We start from the raw sequence: 15,966 nt of genomic DNA, 5'->3' as shown, positions 1-15,966 counted from the left end.
GGCAACACAGCATGTGTGGAGGAGAGCTCAGGTGAGCACGAACGACGGGCCCGGCGGCGTTCCCCCGGAGCAGTCTCCGGAGCGGACCTCTGTCTTCCGGGCCGACTTCCTGGCCGAAGCCGAAGGCCACGAGTCCGCCCCGGCCGCGGAGGCACCGGTCCAGGGCGTCGACGCCCTGCCGCCCGGTTCGGCCCTGCTGGTCGTGAAGCGCGGGCCCAACGCGGGTTCGCGGTTCCTGCTCGACCGCGACACCACCAGCGCCGGGCGGCACCCGGACAGCGACATCTTCCTCGACGACGTCACGGTCTCCCGCCGGCACGCCGAGTTCCGGCGTGAGGGCGGCGAGTTCGTCGTCATCGACGTCGGCAGCCTCAACGGCACCTACGTCAACCGCGAGCCGGTCGACCAGGCCGTCCTCGCCGGGGGCGACGAGGTGCAGATCGGGAAGTTCCGCCTGGTCTTCCTGACCGGCCCGGGTCACGGGGGCCAGGGGGCGCAGTGACGGCGGCCGGGCGGCCACAGAACCACGGACTGAGCATCGGGGCGGTACTCGCGCAGCTGCGCGGGGACTTCCCCGATGTCACCATCTCCAAGATCCGGTTCCTCGAAGCGGAAGGCCTGGTCCAACCGGGCCGGACGGCTTCGGGGTACCGGCAGTTCGCCGCGGCGGACGTGGAGCGCCTGCGGTTCGTCCTGGCCGCCCAGCGGGACCACTACCTCCCGTTGAAGGTCATCAAGGAGCAGCTGGACGCGGCGGATTCGGGCGCCGAGCCCGCCGCGGCCCTGCCCCGCCCGCCGCGCCGGCTGGTACCGATCGACGCCCCGGCGGACAACGTCGGCCTGCCGGTGGCGGAGGACTTCGCCGCCGGCAAGGAGCTGCGCCTGACCCAGGAGGAGCTTCTGGAGCGGGCCGGCATCGACGCGCCGGCGCTGGCCGAGCTGCAGCAGTACGGCCTCGTCCGGTCCGGTCCCGCGGGGTTCTTCGACCCCGACGCGGTGCTGGTCGCGCGGACGGTGAAGGCGATGACCGAATTCGGTATCGAGCCGAGACACCTGCGTGCCTTCCGCGCCGCGGCCGACCGCGAGGTCGGGTTGCTGGAGCAGATCGTGACACCGGTGTATCGGCACCGTGACCCGGAAGCGAAGTCGAGGGCGGACGAGGTCGTCCGCGAGCTCGCGGCACTGTCCGTGACCCTCCACACGCTCCTCGTCAAGGCGGGAATCCGCGGCGTCACGGGGTGTTGAGCCGTAACGGGGCAGTGAGATCCTCTTTGCGGTCCCATGTCAATGACTGAATGTTCGGTGCCGCATGCCGTACCGTGAAGGCAAGGGTTTGCGGCAGGCGAACCGAGATAGTCTCGACAGCGAGCACAGCGCAGGGATGACGGGTAGCGTCGGCAGTGGCGGCGTCGAGCCGTTCCAGCGTTTGGGCCCGTGTGCACGAGAGGGAGGCGAAGCCCGATGAGCGAGATGCGCGTCGTCGGTGTGCGGGTCGAGCTGCCCGCGAATCAGCCGATCTTGTTGCTGCGGGAGACCGAGGGTGAACGGTACCTGCCGATCTGGATCGGCTCGGTCGAAGCCACCGCCATCGCCTTGGAGCAACAGGGAGTCCGGCCGGCCCGTCCGCTCACGCATGACCTGCTGAAAGAGGTCATCGGGGCACTCGGCCGGGAGCTCGAGCAGGTCGTCATCACCGACCTCAAGGAAGGCACGTTCTTCGCGGAGCTCGTGTTCGACGGCGACATCCGGGTGTCCGCCCGGCCGAGCGACTCGGTCGCGCTGGCCCTGCGGATCGGCGTCCCCATCCACGCCGTGGACGCGGTGCTGGAGGAGGCGGGCCTGATCATCCCGGACGAGCAGGAGGACGAGGTCGAGAAGTTCCGCGAGTTCCTCGACTCCGTGTCTCCGGAAGACTTCCGCGGAGCGGACACGTAGGAACTTGCCTTGACGCGGACGTCAACGTCTAGCGTCGGAGGCATGCGGATCGGAGAGCTTGCGCAGCGCACGGGTGTCACCACCCGTGCGCTGCGGTTTTACGAGGCCCAGGGTCTCCTGGCGGCCCGTCGCGCGGCGAACGGCTACCGCGAGTACGACGACGAAGACCTGCAGCTGGTCAAGGAGATCCAGACCCTGCAGACGGTCGGCCTGACCCTCGAGGAGACCCGCCCCTTCGTCGAGTGCCTGCGCAGCGGCCACGAGACCGGGGACTCCTGCGCGAGTTCGATCGAGGTCTACCGGCGCAAGCTCGAAGAAGCCGACGCGCTCCTCGCCCGCCTTGGCGGAATCCGGGCGGAACTTGCCGCGAAGCTCGTCGGCGCGCTCGCCCGGCAAGCGCCCGATCCGTGTGTCGTGCCCGCTTCCCCGCGCCCCTGAAGGAGACCCCCGTGTCCGAAGTCCTCGAAGTCACCGACAGCACGTTCCCCGAGGTACTCGCCGGCGATGTCCCGGTGCTGGTCGAGTTCTGGGCCACCTGGTGCGGCCCCTGCCGGATGGTCGGCCCCGTGCTGGAGCAGCTGGCCGCCGAGCGGGCCGGGAAGCTCGCCGTCCGCAAGATCAACGCCGACGAGAACCCGGAGACCACCCGCTCCTACCAGGTCATGTCGCTGCCGACGATGATCCTGTTCTCGGGCGGCGAGCCGGTCGAGACGATCGTCGGCGCGTTCCCGAAGGCCCGCATCGAGGACCGCCTCGACCGGGCCCTCACGGTGCCGTCGCTTTGACGAAGGTGTCCGCCACTTCGCGCCCGTATTTCTCCAGGTCGAGCGACGGGTCGGCCGCGTACGCCGCGGCCACCCCGTCGATCGCCTGCGCGACGGACATCGCCATCACCTCCGGCGTGAACTCGCCGAACACCCCTTCGGCCTGACCCTGCTTGAGCTGGCGGGCGAGGCCGTGCACGCGCATGTCGTCGACCAGCACCTTCGTCATCGACCAGCCGTCGGCGTCGTCCGCGTTGGCCGACAGCTCGGTCAGCACACGGACGCACTCCGGGTACGCGCGAAGGAACGCGATCGACGTCTCGATGTGGGCGCGCAGGTAGCCCGGGCGGTCCGCCGGGTCCACTCCGCCGCCGGTGCGTTCCTTCAGGAACTCGCTCTTCGTCTCGACCACCGTGCTCAGGACGGCCTGCATCAGGCCGGCCTTGGTGGTGAAGTGGTAGGAGATCAGCCGGGTGCTGCTGAGGCCGGCCCGCTCCTTGATCTTGGCGAACGTCGTCCTGCGGTACCCCAGGTCGGCGAGGACACCGATGGTCGCCCCGATGATCTGCGCTCGCCGGGCCGCCTCGGTTCCGCTGAGCCCCAGTTCCGCCATGAGGTCGGTGTTTACCTGCATGAGTAAGAAGTTACTCGGCTGAGTAAAACCGCGCAACAGGTTTGAACCACCTCGTCCGGGGTACGGCGAACGGCGCAAAGGCTCATCCGGTCGTTGAGGCTTGCCGCGCGTCGCGTTGACCCGCCCTGTCCGGGCGCTTACCGTCGAAGGAGGTAAATCGCCACGGTGTCATTCACGGTCTGGGGCCGGACCGTGGCGGTTGATCTCCGGCGGGTCCCGCTCCTGGGACCATCCGGCTGTCATTCGCCGGCCGCCAGGTCGGGCGAGGGGAGGCTTGCGTGGTCGAGGCTGGTTCCGAGAAGCAGCCTGTTGAGGTCGCGAGTGGCGAGCAGGGTGAGCTGTTCCCCGACGACTCGCTGCCGGACGAGCTGGTGGGCTACCGCGGCCCGGCCGCGTGCCAGATCGCCGGGATCACCTACCGCCAGCTCGACTACTGGGCCCGGACGAAGCTGGTCGCACCCAGCATCCGCACGGCCCACGGCTCCGGCTCGCAGCGGCTGTACTCGTTCAAGGACATCCTGGTCCTCAAGGTCGTCAAGCGGCTCCTGGACACCGGGGTCTCCCTGCAGAACATCCGCGTCGCCGTCGACCACCTGCGCGTCCGCGGAGTCCGCGACCTCGCGCGCGTGACGTTGTTCTCCGACGGCACCACCGTCTACGAGTGCACCTCGCCGGAGGAGATCGTCGATCTGCTCCAGGGCGGCCAGGGCGTCTTCGGCATCGCGGTCAGCGGCGCCATGCAGGAGATCAGCGGAACCATCCACGAGTTCCCGGCCGAACGCGCCGACGGCGGCATCGTCGAGACCCACGAACCGGACGAGCTGACCCAGCGCCGCAACGCCCGCAAGACCGGGTGATCACCGCCGCGGCGGACGGAGTAAGGTTCCCCGTGCGGTCGACGAATCCGCGCGGGAGAGTCCGAGCCTCATACTGAGCTCGGCGCCGAAGGAGCAAGTCCTCCCCGGAACCTCTCAGGCACCCTGGACCGCGCGGACGAGACGCCTCTGGAAAGCGGGTCGCCAGGACACAACCTGACGCCCCCGCCGACGGTGCAAGCCCGGCTCAACCTCGGGCGAAACTCTCAGGCGCCCCTCGGGGTACGGACAGAGTGGGGAGGATTCCTCCGGGTTTGGGTGAGCTGTGCTCGCGGAGAGCGCTTGCCTGAACCCTCCGGCGTGTCTGGTGGGGTACAACCCCCACACCCCGCCCGGCGGGCTCCGCCCCCGGACCCCCGCCGTGGTCACCTTCGCGTTTACAGTCGGGTTGGGCAGACACTGCTGTTCGGAGGAGGCCCTCGTGGATCTGTCGCTTGCCTCGCTCGAGCAGGGTGTCGGCTTTGCTGATCGGCACATCGGGCCCGGTCCCGACGAACTCCGGCACATCCTCGACGTCGTCGGTGTCGCTTCTCTCGACGAGCTCTCCGAACGTGCCGTTCCCGAGTCGCTGCGCGCCTCTGCCGGGCCGCTCGAACTTCCGCCCGCCGCCACCGAAGCGCAGGCGCTCGCCGAACTCCGGGCGCTCGCCGCGCGGAACCGGCCCATGGCGCAGATGATCGGGCTCGGCTACCACGACACCGTCACCCCGCCCGTCATCCGGCGGAACGTGCTCGAGAACCCCGCCTGGTACACCGCCTACACGCCCTACCAGCCCGAGATCTCCCAAGGCCGGCTCGAAGCGCTGCTCAACTTCCAGACCATGGTCTCGGACCTCACCGGCCTGCCAGTCGCCAACGCCTCCCTGCTCGACGAAGCCACCGCGGCCGCCGAGGCCATGACGCTCGTGCGCCGGGCGGGCAAGTCGTCCTCGAACCGGTTCGTCGTCGACGAGGACACCCTGCCGCAGACCCTCGCCGTGCTGCGGACGCGGGCCGAGCCGCTGGGCATCGAGCTGATCGTCGAAGACCTCTCCCAGGGACTCACCGGCCTCGGCCTCGGCGGAGACTTCTTCGGCATCCTGCTGTCCTACCCAGGAGCTTCGGGTGCCGTGCGCGAGCTGGACCTGACCATCGCCGACGCGAAGAAGCACGGCGCCGCCGTGATCGCCGCCGCCGACCCCCTGGCCTTGACGCTCTTGCGGCCGCCCGGCGAACTCGGCGCCGACGTCGCCGTCGGGTCGACGCAGCGGTTCGGCGTCCCGCTCGGCTTCGGCGGCCCGCACGCCGCCTACCTCGCCGTCCGCACGGGCCTCGAGCGGCAGCTGCCGGGACGCTTGGTCGGCGTGTCGAAGGACGCCGACGGCGCCCCCGCGTACCGGCTCGCGCTGCAGACGCGGGAGCAGCACATCCGCCGCGAGAAGGCGACGTCGAACATCTGCACCGCGCAGGTCCTGCTCGCGGTGATGGCCTCGATGTACGCGGTGTACCACGGACCCGACGGACTGCGCGGCATCGCGCTGCGCGCCCACCGGATGGCCACCGTGCTCGCCGCCGGTCTCTGTGAAGGCGGCGTCGAGGTCGTGTACGGCGAATTCTTCGACACGGTCGTCGCGGCGGTGCCCGGGCGCGCGGACACGGTCGTCGCGGCGGCCCGCGACCTCGGCGTCAACCTGCGCCGGGTCGACGACGACCACGTCGGCGTCGCCTGCGATGAGACGACCACCCGGGAACGGCTTTCGTGCGTGTGGAAGGCGTTCGGCGTCTCGGTGTCCGATGTGGACGGACTCGACGCGGACACGGCGGACGCGCTTCCGGCGCCGCTGCGGCGCACGAGCGCGTTCCTGACCCACCCCGTGTTCCACGCCCACCGCTCGGAAACCGCGCTGCTGCGCTACCTGCGGCAGCTGGCCGACAAGGACGTCGCGCTGGACCGCAGCATGATCCCGCTCGGCTCGTGCACGATGAAGCTCAACGCCACCGCCGAGATGGAGCCGATCACCTGGCCGGAATTCGCCGGGCTGCACCCGTTCGCGCCCGCCGAGGACGCCGCCGGGCTCCTGGAAGTGGTCGCCGACCTCGGTGCCTGGCTCGCGCGGATCACCGGCTACGACACGGTTTCCCTGCAGCCCAACGCGGGCAGCCAGGGCGAGTTCGCGGGCCTGCTGGCCATCCGCGCCTACCACCGTTCGCGCGGCGCGGGCGAGCGCGACGTCTGCCTCATCCCGGCCAGCGCGCACGGCACGAACGCGGCCAGCGCGGTGATGGCCGGCATGCGGGTGGTCGTCGTCCGCTGCGACGACGACGGCAACATCGACCTGGCGCACCTGCGGTCCACCGTGGACGATCACCGCGCCGACCTGGCCGCGATCATGATCACCTACCCCTCGACGCACGGGGTCTACGAGGACACCGTCGGCGAGGTGTGCGCGCTGGTGCACGACGCGGGCGGGCAGGTGTACGTCGACGGCGCGAACCTCAACGCCCTCATCGGTGTCGCGCAGTACGGCCGGTTCGGCGCCGACGTCTCGCACCTCAACCTGCACAAGACCTTCTGCATCCCGCACGGCGGCGGCGGACCCGGCGTCGGACCGATCGGCGTCCGGGCGCACCTGGCGCCGTTCCTGCCGAACCACCCGCTGCAGCCGGCGGCCGGTCCAGCGACCGGCGTCGGCCCGGTCAGCGCGGCGCCGTGGGGCAGCGCGTCGATCCTGCCGATCTCGTGGGCGTACGTCCGGATGATGGGCGCGGACGGCCTGCGCCGGGCGACGCTCGTGGCGGTGGCCAATGCGAACTACATCGCGAAGCGGCTCGGGGGACACTACCCGGTGCTGTACGCGGGGCACGAAGGCCTGGTCGCGCACGAATGCATTCTCGACCTGCGGCCGCTGACGAAGGCGACCGGCGTGACGGTCGACGACGTCGCGAAGCGGCTGGCGGACTACGGGCTGCACGCGCCGACGATGTCGTTCCCGGTGGCGGGCACGCTGATGGTGGAGCCGACCGAGAGCGAGGACCTGGCCGAGCTGGACCGGTTCTGCGCGGCGATGATCGCCATCCGCGCCGAGATCGACCGCGTCGCGGCGGGGGCGTGGGCACTGGAGCACTCGCCGCTGCGGCAGGCTCCGCACACGGCGCGGTGCGTCGCGGGCGAGTGGGACCGGCCCTACAGCCGCGAGACGGCGGTGTTCCCGGCAGGGGTGACGGCGGCGAAGATCTGGCCGCCGGTCCGCCGCATCGACGGCGCGGCCGGGGACCGCAACCTGGTGTGCTCGTGCCCGCCCCCGGAGGCCTTCGCCTGACCCGTGGCCGCACGGGAGGCGCACAGGAACGGGAGGTAGGTTGACGCCCATGTCGAGTGCGCACGGTCCCGATCGGACGTCCGTGGTCGTGACCGGCGGCAGCGGCTTCATCGGCCGGGCCGTCGTGCGGGCCCTCCGCGACCGGGGCGTCCCGGTCACCGTCGTGGACCGGGTCCCGTTCCCCGACGACCTCGGCGGTGTCCGCGTCGTGACCGGCGACCTCCGCGACGCCGCCGTCCGCGAAGAGGCCGTGACGCCGGAAACCGCCGGCATCGTGCACCTCGCCGCGCTGACATCCGTGCTGAAGTCGGTGGAGCTGCCCGAAGACACCTTCGCCGACAACGTCCTGGTGACCCAGGAACTGCTGGAGCTCGCGCGCCGCCGCGAGGTGCCGAAGTTCCTGCTCGCCTCGACCAACGCGGTGATCGGCGACGTCGGCAGCGCGACGATCACCCCGGACCTGCCGCTGCGGCCGCTGACGCCCTACGGCGCCACGAAAGCCGCGTGCGAAATGCTGCTCTCGGGCTACGCCGGCGCGTACGGCATGACGACGTGTGCGTTGCGGTTCACCAACGTCTACGGTCCGGGAATGTCCCACAAGGACAGTTTCGTGCCGCGCATGATGCGCGCCGCGCTCACCGGCTCCGGCGTCAAGATCTACGGCGACGGCCGGCAGTGCCGCGACCTCGTGCACGTCGACGACGTCGTCGGCGCGATCCTTTCGGCCTTCGCCAGCGGCCACACCGGCCGCGCGATCGTCGGCTCCGGGCGCTCGGTGTCCGTGCTGGAGATGGTCGAGGCCGTGCGCGAGGTGACCGGCGCCGAGCTGCCGGTCGAGCACGTCGCGGCACCGGCGGGGGAGATGCCCGCGGTGGTCGTCGACGTCTCGGCCAGCGCGGAGACCATCGGGTACCGCCCGGAAGTCTCGCTCACCGACGGCCTGGCGACGGCGTGGAAGTACTTCTCCGGCCTCGACCGTCCAAACGCGACACCGTGACGACGTTCCTGCGCCGTCACTGGCTGCTGCTCCTCCTGCTGGTCCCCGCGATCGCCCTGCGGGTGCTGACCTGGCTCGCGTACCGGCCCGCGCTGCTCTACATCGACTCGTTCCGCTACCTCGACAACCTGCACGCGCTGCGCGCCGACCAGCTCAACCCGATCGGCTACGACCTCGTGCTGCGCCCGCTGCTGGCGGTCGGCGGCCTCGCCTGGGTCGCGGCGGTGCAGCACGCCGGCGGGATCCTCGTCGCGATCGGCGTCTACGCGCTGGTGCTGCGCCTCGGCGGCCGTCCGTGGGTCGGCGCACTCGCCGCGGTGCCGGTGCTGCTCGACGCCTACCAGCTGCAGATCGAGCAGAACATCATGTCCGAGGTCGTCTTCGAGGCGGTGCTGCTCGGGCTCCTCTGGCTGCTGCTCGGCTGGGGCACGCCCGGCTGGAAACGTGCGGGCGCCGCCGGGCTGTTGCTCGGTTTCGGCGTGCTGACGCGGCTGATCGGGATCTCGCTGGGCTTGCCACTGCTGGTGTTCCTGGTCGCCGCCGGGGGCGCGTGGCGGCACTGGGCGGGCTGGCGCCGCGCGGGTGCCGGCGTGCTGGGCCTGCTCGTCGTGCTCGTGCCGTACGCGGCGCGGGTCCACTCGGAGACCGGGAAGTGGGGACTGACCGGGCCGTCCGGGAGCATGCTCTACGGCCGCACCGCCGCCGTCGCCGACTGCCCGAACCTCCACCTCTCGCCGGAGCTTCAGGTGTTCTGCCCCACCGAGCCGCGTGAGACGCGGCTGGTGGACAACTACACCCACGCCGACCTCGACCCGAACTGGCCGGGACCGCTGCCGCCGGGCGCCGACAAAGCCGCGCTGGCGCACGAGTTCGCGATCGACGTCCTGAAGGAGCAACCCGGCGACGTCGCGAAAGCGATCCTGAAGGACTTCTCCAAGAGCTTCGCGTGGACGCGCGAGCAGGACCCCACCGACGTTCCGCTGGACCGCTGGCAGTTCCAGCTGAGCGACCCGCAGTGGGCCGACCAGTCGCTGATCGACCTCGTCACGCAGCAGAACGACGGCGTCGTCGCGAGCGTCGACCGGCCACTGGCCGAGATCCTGCGCGACTACCAGCTCGGCGGCGGGTACGTCCCGGGCGCGGTGCTCGGCATCGGCGCGCTGCTCGGCCTGCTAACGGTGTTCCGGCGTAAGAAGCCCCTGGACCGGGCACGCGCGGGCGCGCTGCTCGCGGCGTCGAGCGGGCTCGTGCTGCTCTTCGCGTCGGCGGTGTTCCAGTTCTCCTGGCGCTACCAGATCCCCGCGCTGGTGCTGCTCCCGGTCGCCGGGGCGCTCGGCTTCACGACGCTGACGTCGGCCAGCCGGAAGCGCCTCGCCGCGTTCCCCGACGACGTCGACCAGCGCGCGCTCGACGACTTCCGCGGCCGCCACCCGGACCTCGAGCTGGCGCCGCTGACCGTCGTCATCGCGGCCTACAACGAAGCCGGCGGCATCGGCGAAGTCCTCGAGAAGATGCCGGACGGGTGCCTCGGCATGCGGGTCGACGTGCTCGTCGTGGTCGACGGCGGCACCGACGACACGGCCGCGATCGCCGAGGAGCACGGCGCGTACGTCTGCGTCGCGCCGCGCAACCGCGGCCAGGGCGCCGCGCTGCGGCTGGGCTACCACCTGGCGGCGGAGTCCGGCGCCGAGTACGTCGTGACGACCGACGCGGACGGCCAGTACGACAACAGCGAACTGGAAGCCCTGGTCAGCCCGGTCGTCGACGGCACCGCGGACTTCGTCACCGGCTCCCGGCGGCTCGGGCACGAGGAGGCCGACAGCCGCGTCCGGTGGCTGGGCGTGCGCGTGTTCGCCGCGCTGGCGTCGGTGCTGACCGCGCGGCGGATCACCGACACGTCGTTCGGGTTCCGTGCGATGCGGGCGGACCTGGCGTGCTCGGTCCCGCTCAACGAGCCGCAGTACCAGTCGTCGGAGCTGATGCTCGGCGTGACCGCGCGCGGCGCCCGGGTCCTGGAGCTGCCGATGAGCATGCGGCTGCGCAAGGCGGGCAAGAGCAAGAAGGGCGGCAGCGTCGTCTACGGCGCCAACTACGCCCGGGTCATGACCGGGACGTGGTGGCGGGGCTACGTGCTGCGCCGCGGCCGAACACGAACCGGTCGAGCAGGGTGAACTTGACGGCGAACACCAGCGCGTAACTGGCCACGTACGCGCCGTCGACGAGCACGACCCACCAGAAGTGCGGCAGGTCCAGCGGCGTCAGGGCCGAGCCCGCCAGCGTCGTCAGGCCGATCGACGCGAGCCCGCCGAGGCCGATGACGACCAGGTAGGGCAGCAGTTCGCGGCGCACGCGCGGGCGCCCGGTCCGGCCCCACACCCAGCGGCGGGTGACGACGAAGTTCAGCACCGCGCCGGCCGCCCAGGCCAGCGTGCTCGCCAGGGCCGCGGCGCCGCCGGTGGCGAGGACCGCCAGCAGCACCACCTGGCTGACGACCGTGGCCGCGACGGACGTCGCCGCGGCACGCGCCAGCCTGGCCCAGCCGCGGCGGCGGGTCTTCTCCGTTGTGCGGGGCCGCACGCCGTTGGTTACGGTCGTCATGCCCCCATCCTCCCCGTGGGCCCGCCGCGCCGCCGTCCGGGTCCCCTACGCATAGGAGATTCACAGCTCATTGCCAGGTCGTCATCAGCACGTGGTAGATAACGTCGGGTTCTCGCAAGCCGCTGCTCGTTCGTCGGATCGGCATGCTTGTGGCGTAAACGAACAGGAAAGGCGGCACAATGCGAGTGCTGGTTCTCGGCGGTGACGGATATCTGGGCTGGCCGACCGCGTTGCACTTATCGGACAAAGGCCACGAGGTCGCCGTCCTCGACAATTTCGCCCGCCGTGGCTACGACGCCGAACTGGGCGTCGAAAGCCTCGTCCCGATCGAGTCACTGGCCGACCGGATCGCCGCCTGGCAGGAGGTCTCCGGGCGCACGATCGGCCGCTACGAAGGCGACCTGCTGGACGCGGAGTTCCTGTTCGAGGCGGTGCGCGACTTCGCGCCGGACGCGGTCGTCCACTACGCCGAGCAGCGGTCGGCGCCGTACTCGATGATCGACCGCGAGCACGCGGTGTACACCCAGCACAACAACGTGATCGGGAACTTGAACCTGCTGTACGCGATCGCGGAGATCAATCCGGCGATTCACCTGGTCAAGCTCGGCACGATGGGCGAATACGGCACGCCGAACGTCGACATCGAAGAAGGCTGGCTGGACCTGCAGCACAACGGGCGCTCGGACCGCGTGCTGTTCCCGAAGCGGCCCGGGTCGTTCTATCACCTGACCAAGGTCCACGATTCGCACAACATCGAATTCACGTGCCGCGCGTGGGGCCTGCGCGCGACGGACCTCAACCAGGGCGTGGTGTACGGCCAGCAGACGCCGCAGACCGCGCTCGACCCGCGGCTGGCGACCCGCTTCGACTACGACGCGGTGTTCGGCACGGTGCTGAACCGGTTCGTCATCCAGGCGGTGCTCGGCCAGCCGTTGACCGTGTACGGCAAGGGCGCCCAGACACGCGGCCTGATCGACATCCGCGACACCGTCGAATGCATCCGGCTCGCCGTGGAGAACCCGGCCGAGGCGGGGGAGTTCCGCGTCTTCAACCAGATGACCGAGAGCATGTCGGTGGCCGCGATCGCCGACCTCGTCGCCGAGCGGTTCCCGGGCCCGGTGCAGATCGAGCAGCTGGAGAACCCCCGCACCGAAGCGCCGGAGCACTACTACAACGTGAAGCACACCGGGCTGGTCGGGCTGGGACTGGAGCCGCACCTGCTCTCGGACACGCTGATCGAGTCGATGTTCGACATCGTGGGTGCGAACAAGCACCGGGTGAACCCGGACAAGCTGCGCCCGACCGTGCGCTGGCGGGGCGCGCTGAAGGACTAGCGGTGCGGGGTGGCGTGCGGGCTCCCCTGCCCGGGAGCCCGCACGCTTGCGTTCAGCCCGGCATCTTGTCCAGGAACCCGTGCACCTTCGCGATCTTGCCGTCCCGCAGTTCGACGACGTCGAACCCGATGGCGACCGGCTCGGCACCGGGCGTGCCGAGGTACCACTGGAACCGCGCGAGGTCGTGGTGCGCGTCGGGCTCGGCGGGCAGGCTGAAGCTCAGCCCGGCGAACTGCTGCTGGGCACCGCCGACGAACTGGTCGATCCCGTCGTGCCCGGTGACCGCCCCGAGCGGGTCGGTGTAGCCGGCGCCGTCGGTGAAGACGTCGGCGATGAGGGCGCGGCGCTTCTCGCCGTCGGTCTCGTTCCAGACGGCGATGTACTGCTCGACGATGCCGCGGACGTCGGTCATGACTTGCTCCTTCGGTTGGGGGACAACGGTTTCGTCGTCGTCCTTCGCTGGGACCGACTTTGGCGGACGAGCGGCGGCCCGTCGATTACGCGCGAGGTAATGCCGCGGGGGCGATCGAGCCGGCCGCGGTCATTACCCCCGAAGTAATGGCAGCGACCCGGTGATCACCGTAGCGTCGCTCGCGTGACGACTTCGGTGCAGGCGGCCGCGCGGCAGCGGCCCGTCGGGGAACTGCTGCGGGAATGGCGCGACCGGCGCCGGATCAGCCAGCTGGACCTCGCGATCTCGGCGGACATCTCCACCCGCCACCTCAGCTTCGTGGAGACCGGGCGCTCCCGGCCGAGCCGGGACATGGTGCTGCGCCTCGGCGAGCACCTCGACGTGCCGCTGCGCGAACGCAACCGGCTGCTGCTCGCCGCCGGCTTCGCGCCCGCCTACACCGAAAACGCGCTGGGGAGCCCGGAGATGGCCGCCGTCCGCAAGGCCGTCCGGCAGCTGCTCGCGAGCCACGAGCCCTACCCGGCCGCCGTCGTCGACCGGAACTGGAACCTCGTCGACGCCAACGCCGCCACCGGCCTGTTCGTCGCCGGGATCCCGGCCGAGCTGACCACCAACGTCCTGCGCGCGACGCTCCACCCCGACGGCATGGCCCCGCACGTCCGCAACCTGGGTGAGTGGCGCGCCCACCTCCTCGGCCGGCTGCGCCGCCAGGTGAGCCAGACCGCGGACCCCGGGCTCGCCGGCCTGCTGGACGAGCTGCGCGGCTACCCGTGCGACCAGCCGGTGCCCGAGGTGGAGGTCCCTGGACCGGGTGACATCTTCGTCCCGCTGAAGTTCCGCCACGAGGGCACCGACCTGACGTTCTTCAGCACGGTGGCCACCTTCGGCACACCGCTGGACGTCACGGTCGCGGAGCTGGTCATCGAGTCGTTCTTCCCGGCCGACGCGGCGACGGCCGCATACCTGCGCGAGCGGGCTGCGTCGGTGGAATGATGGGCAGCACCCGCGCAGCATCCGACGTGAGGATCACCGGTAGATGGCCGTCCCGCCTTCGCTCGCCCTGTCCGACGGAACCCGCATCCCCCAGCTGCTGTTCGGTGTCGCGGGGCTGACCGCGGCCGAAACCGGCCGGGCCGTCCGCATCGCCCTCGACACCGGCTACCGCGGGTTCGACACCGCGCCGGGCACCGAGGCGGCGGTCGGCGACGCGCTGGCCGGCGTGCCCCGCGACGAGCTGTTCATCAGCGTCAAGGTGCCCGCCCAGGGCTACGACACGGCCCGCCGAGCCGCCGACCACGCACTGGCCGCGCTCCAGCTCGACCGGGTCGACCTGTGCCTCCTCGACGGCACGAAGGGCGCGTTCACCGACACCTGGCGCGCGCTGAGCCGGCTGCGGGCCGACGGCCGCGTCCGCGCGGTCGGCGTCGCCGGGTTCGGCGTCTCGGAGCTGCGGCGGCTGATCGACGCCACGGGCGCGGTCCCGGTGCTGAACCAGGTCGAGCTGCACCCGTGGCTGCAGCAGCAGCCGCTGCGCGAGTTCCACGCCGAGCGCGGCATCGTGACCGCCGCGTCGAGCCCGGCCGCGAACGCCGGGTTGCTCGCCGACGAGACGGTCACCGCGCTCGCGGCGAAGTACGGCAAGACCCCGGCCCAGATCGTGCTGCGCTGGCACCTGCAGGCCGGCACGGTCGCGGTGGCGGCCTCGGCCACGACGACCCGGACCCGCGAGAACTTCGGGATCTTCGACTTCGAGCTGGCCGACGACGACCTCGCCGTGGTGGCCGAGCTCGACAACGGCACGCGCGTCTAGGCGGTCTTGATCAGGCGGTCTTGATCCCGGCGGCGGCGAAGTCGGCCTGCTGGGCCGGCTGCTCGAGGTACTCGCGGAACGTCTGGGCGGCGCGGAGCACGGTGTCGTCGATGCCCTGCCCGGTGAGCCCGATGAACGGGTAGTCCGCCGAGCGGGCGCTGGCCACCGACTGGGCGGGGGAGCCGATCATCTCGGGCTTCTTGGTGGTCAGCTCGCTGACCCAGTACGACGACTCGGGCAGCCACGCCGCCGGGAGCCCGCCGATCGCGTCCAGGTTCGTCCGGCCGACCAGCGCGTCCAGCACCTGCGAGGACGGCTTGGCGTCGATCGTCACGTGCACGCACTGGCCGTGGACGACGGTGGCGGCCTGGTTCCAGCGGTTCGCCGCGGCGGTCAGCGGCTTCTGGACGCTCGGCGTCACCAGGATCCGCATCTGCGAGGTGCCACCGGAGCAGCTGGCGGCCTGCGCTTCGGCGCGGCTGTTGAGCTCGCTGTCGGCCCAGTTCCAGCCGATCACGCCGAGCCCGATGAGGGCGGCGAGCACGGCACAGGCGATCGGCCAGGTGGCGATCCGCCGCCGGGGGGCCTTCTTGCCGACGATCCGGTGCGACCCGGTGGCCTCGCCCTTGCCGAGCGTCCGGTGCGAGCCGGTGGTCTCGCTCTTGCCGGAGGGGCCGGTGGCGTCGTCGCGAACCGGGACGCGGCGGCGGCCCGGAGTCTCGCTTTCGGCGGCTTCGGCACGACGGCGGCCACGGCGCGGGGTGCTCTCGTCGCGTTCGACGGTCCGCAGCGAACCGGACGTCTCGCTCCGCGCGGTGATGGGGTAGTTGCCGGACGCCTCACCGTGCCGGGTGATGACCTCGGTCCGCTCGGCCGCGCTTTCGTCGCGGCGCGCGGGAGCGGCCTTCCCACGGCGGCGGCCACCGGCCGCAGCCGACCCGGTGCCGTCGCCGCGACCCGCGGCGGGGTGGGAGTCGGAGGCTTCGCTGCGACCCGCGATGGGGTGGGAGCCGGAAGTCTCACCGCGGCCGACGGCGGGGTGGGAGTCGGAGGCTTCGCCGCGAACCGCGGCGGGGTGGGAGCCCGAAGCCTCACCGCGGCCGCCGGCGGGAGTCTGAAGGCGGTCGGCCACGGGGTAGGCATCCGAGGCCTCACCGCGGCGAGCAACGCCGGAAGTTTCGGTGCGTCCTGCGGCGGAGTAGACACCGGACGCTTCGCCGCGGCTCGCGACGGGGTAGGAACCAGACGTCTCACCACGGCGCGTCGGGTGGGAGCCGGTGGCGTCGCCGCGACCGGCGACCGGATAGGA

Annotated in this window: 16 protein-coding genes and 1 riboswitch; of the genes, 12 read left to right on the top strand and 4 right to left on the bottom strand. The window is 71.3% G+C overall.

The features are described from left to right. Positions 1 to 31 precede the first annotated feature (31 nt). The 5 genes from garA to trxA all read left to right on the top strand — a co-directional run bounded on the left by garA (position 32) and on the right by trxA (position 2,720). Positions 32 to 502, top strand: coding sequence for a glycogen accumulation regulator GarA (gene garA / locus OG738_RS35775; RefSeq protein ID WP_072478754.1), 471 nt, complete (start codon positions 32 to 34; stop codon positions 500 to 502). Continuing rightward, positions 499 to 1,245, top strand: coding sequence for a transcriptional regulator FtsR (gene ftsR, locus OG738_RS35770; RefSeq protein WP_329047607.1), 747 nt, complete (start codon positions 499 to 501; stop codon positions 1,243 to 1,245). Before garA ends, ftsR begins: the two co-directional genes overlap by 4 nt. Positions 1,246 to 1,461: 216 nt before the next feature. Beyond that, the gene (locus OG738_RS35765; RefSeq protein WP_009078856.1) at positions 1,462 to 1,935 is read left to right on the top strand and encodes a bifunctional nuclease family protein; all 474 of its coding nucleotides are present in this window, start codon (positions 1,462 to 1,464) and stop codon (positions 1,933 to 1,935) included. Positions 1,936 to 1,977: 42 nt separating this feature from the next. Beyond that, positions 1,978 to 2,373, top strand: coding sequence for a MerR family transcriptional regulator (locus OG738_RS35760; RefSeq protein WP_329047594.1), 396 nt, complete (start codon positions 1,978 to 1,980; stop codon positions 2,371 to 2,373). A gap of 11 nt (positions 2,374 to 2,384) precedes the next feature. Next, complete coding sequence (gene trxA, locus OG738_RS35755) at positions 2,385 to 2,720, top strand: thioredoxin (RefSeq protein ID WP_329047592.1); 336 nt, start codon at positions 2,385 to 2,387, stop codon at positions 2,718 to 2,720. Here trxA and OG738_RS35750 read toward each other — a convergent pair. Beyond that, positions 2,701 to 3,333 (bottom strand): TetR/AcrR family transcriptional regulator, encoded by a 633-nt coding sequence (locus OG738_RS35750; protein WP_329047589.1) that lies wholly within the window; start codon positions 3,331 to 3,333, stop codon positions 2,701 to 2,703. The genes trxA and OG738_RS35750 overlap by 20 nt on opposite strands. 278 nt (positions 3,334 to 3,611) lie before the next feature. Between OG738_RS35750 and OG738_RS35745 the strand changes: the two genes are divergently transcribed. The 4 genes from OG738_RS35745 (at position 3,612) to OG738_RS35730 (ending at position 10,674) form a co-directional block, all read left to right on the top strand. Then, on the top strand, positions 3,612 to 4,190 hold the full coding sequence (locus OG738_RS35745) for a MerR family transcriptional regulator (RefSeq protein ID WP_329047588.1): 579 nt from the start codon (positions 3,612 to 3,614) through the stop codon (positions 4,188 to 4,190). Positions 4,191 to 4,232: 42 nt separating this feature from the next. Beyond that, positions 4,233 to 4,331: riboswitch (glycine riboswitch) on the top strand. A 298-nt stretch (positions 4,332 to 4,629) separates the two neighbouring features. Further along, positions 4,630 to 7,506 (top strand): aminomethyl-transferring glycine dehydrogenase, encoded by a 2,877-nt coding sequence (gene gcvP, locus OG738_RS35740; RefSeq protein ID WP_329047586.1) that lies wholly within the window; start codon positions 4,630 to 4,632, stop codon positions 7,504 to 7,506. Positions 7,507 to 7,555: 49 nt separating this feature from the next. Continuing rightward, on the top strand, positions 7,556 to 8,503 hold the full coding sequence (locus tag OG738_RS35735) for an NAD-dependent epimerase/dehydratase family protein (RefSeq protein ID WP_329047584.1): 948 nt from the start codon (positions 7,556 to 7,558) through the stop codon (positions 8,501 to 8,503). Beyond that, complete coding sequence (locus tag OG738_RS35730) at positions 8,500 to 10,674, top strand: glycosyltransferase family 2 protein (protein ID WP_329047582.1); 2,175 nt, start codon at positions 8,500 to 8,502, stop codon at positions 10,672 to 10,674. Before OG738_RS35735 ends, OG738_RS35730 begins: the two co-directional genes overlap by 4 nt. On the opposite strand, the gene OG738_RS35725 is transcribed toward OG738_RS35730, so the two are convergent. After that, the gene (locus OG738_RS35725; protein WP_329047579.1) at positions 10,604 to 11,101 is read right to left on the bottom strand and encodes a GtrA family protein; all 498 of its coding nucleotides are present in this window, start codon (positions 11,099 to 11,101) and stop codon (positions 10,604 to 10,606) included. The genes OG738_RS35730 and OG738_RS35725 overlap by 71 nt on opposite strands. A gap of 179 nt (positions 11,102 to 11,280) precedes the next feature. Here OG738_RS35725 and OG738_RS35720 point away from each other — a divergent pair, with 179 nt between their 5' ends. After that, positions 11,281 to 12,435 carry an NAD-dependent epimerase/dehydratase family protein gene (locus tag OG738_RS35720; protein ID WP_329047577.1) on the top strand — a complete coding sequence of 385 codons (1,155 nt, stop codon included), beginning with the start codon at positions 11,281 to 11,283 and terminating at the stop codon, positions 12,433 to 12,435. Positions 12,436 to 12,487: 52 nt separating this feature from the next. Here the strand turns inward: OG738_RS35720 and OG738_RS35715 are convergent, their stop codons facing one another. Next, a complete protein-coding gene (locus OG738_RS35715) occupies positions 12,488 to 12,847 on the bottom strand; it encodes a nuclear transport factor 2 family protein (protein ID WP_329047575.1) in 360 nt (119 codons plus the stop codon). Between the two features lie 183 nt (positions 12,848 to 13,030). Between OG738_RS35715 and OG738_RS35710 the strand changes: the two genes are divergently transcribed. Then, positions 13,031 to 13,840, top strand: coding sequence for a helix-turn-helix domain-containing protein (locus tag OG738_RS35710; protein WP_329047573.1), 810 nt, complete (start codon positions 13,031 to 13,033; stop codon positions 13,838 to 13,840). A gap of 43 nt (positions 13,841 to 13,883) precedes the next feature. Next, positions 13,884 to 14,657: an aldo/keto reductase gene (locus OG738_RS35705; protein WP_329047571.1), complete on the top strand. Its 774-nt coding sequence runs from the start codon at positions 13,884 to 13,886 to the stop codon at positions 14,655 to 14,657. 10 nt (positions 14,658 to 14,667) lie between these two features. On the opposite strand, the gene OG738_RS35700 is transcribed toward OG738_RS35705, so the two are convergent. Next, a complete protein-coding gene (locus OG738_RS35700) occupies positions 14,668 to 15,789 on the bottom strand; it encodes a hypothetical protein (RefSeq protein WP_329047569.1) in 1,122 nt (373 codons plus the stop codon). Between the last annotated feature and the right edge of the window lie 177 nt (positions 15,790 to 15,966).

It is taken from the genome of Amycolatopsis sp. NBC_01488 (genome assembly GCF_036227105.1).
Taxonomy (GTDB): domain Bacteria; phylum Actinomycetota; class Actinomycetes; order Mycobacteriales; family Pseudonocardiaceae; genus Amycolatopsis.
This window is presented reverse-complemented; position numbering and strand designations above follow the sequence as displayed.

What these genes read in the sequence shown, in the direction of transcription:
- OG738_RS35720 (WP_329047577.1), top strand. Translation starts at nt 11,281, where the DNA reads ATGCGAGTGCTGGTTCTCGGCGGTGACGGATATCTGGGCTGGCCGACC.
- OG738_RS35760 (WP_329047594.1), top strand. Translation starts at nt 1,978, where the DNA reads ATGCGGATCGGAGAGCTTGCGCAGCGCACGGGTGTCACCACCCGTGCG.
- OG738_RS35705 (WP_329047571.1), top strand. Translation starts at nt 13,884, where the DNA reads ATGGCCGTCCCGCCTTCGCTCGCCCTGTCCGACGGAACCCGCATCCCC.
- OG738_RS35725 (WP_329047579.1), bottom strand. Translation starts at nt 11,101, where the DNA reads ATGACGACCGTAACCAACGGCGTGCGGCCCCGCACAACGGAGAAGACC.
- OG738_RS35765 (WP_009078856.1), top strand. Translation starts at nt 1,462, where the DNA reads ATGAGCGAGATGCGCGTCGTCGGTGTGCGGGTCGAGCTGCCCGCGAAT.
- OG738_RS35735 (WP_329047584.1), top strand. Translation starts at nt 7,556, where the DNA reads ATGTCGAGTGCGCACGGTCCCGATCGGACGTCCGTGGTCGTGACCGGC.
- OG738_RS35715 (WP_329047575.1), bottom strand. Translation starts at nt 12,847, where the DNA reads ATGACCGACGTCCGCGGCATCGTCGAGCAGTACATCGCCGTCTGGAAC.
- OG738_RS35750 (WP_329047589.1), bottom strand. Translation starts at nt 3,333, where the DNA reads ATGCAGGTAAACACCGACCTCATGGCGGAACTGGGGCTCAGCGGAACC.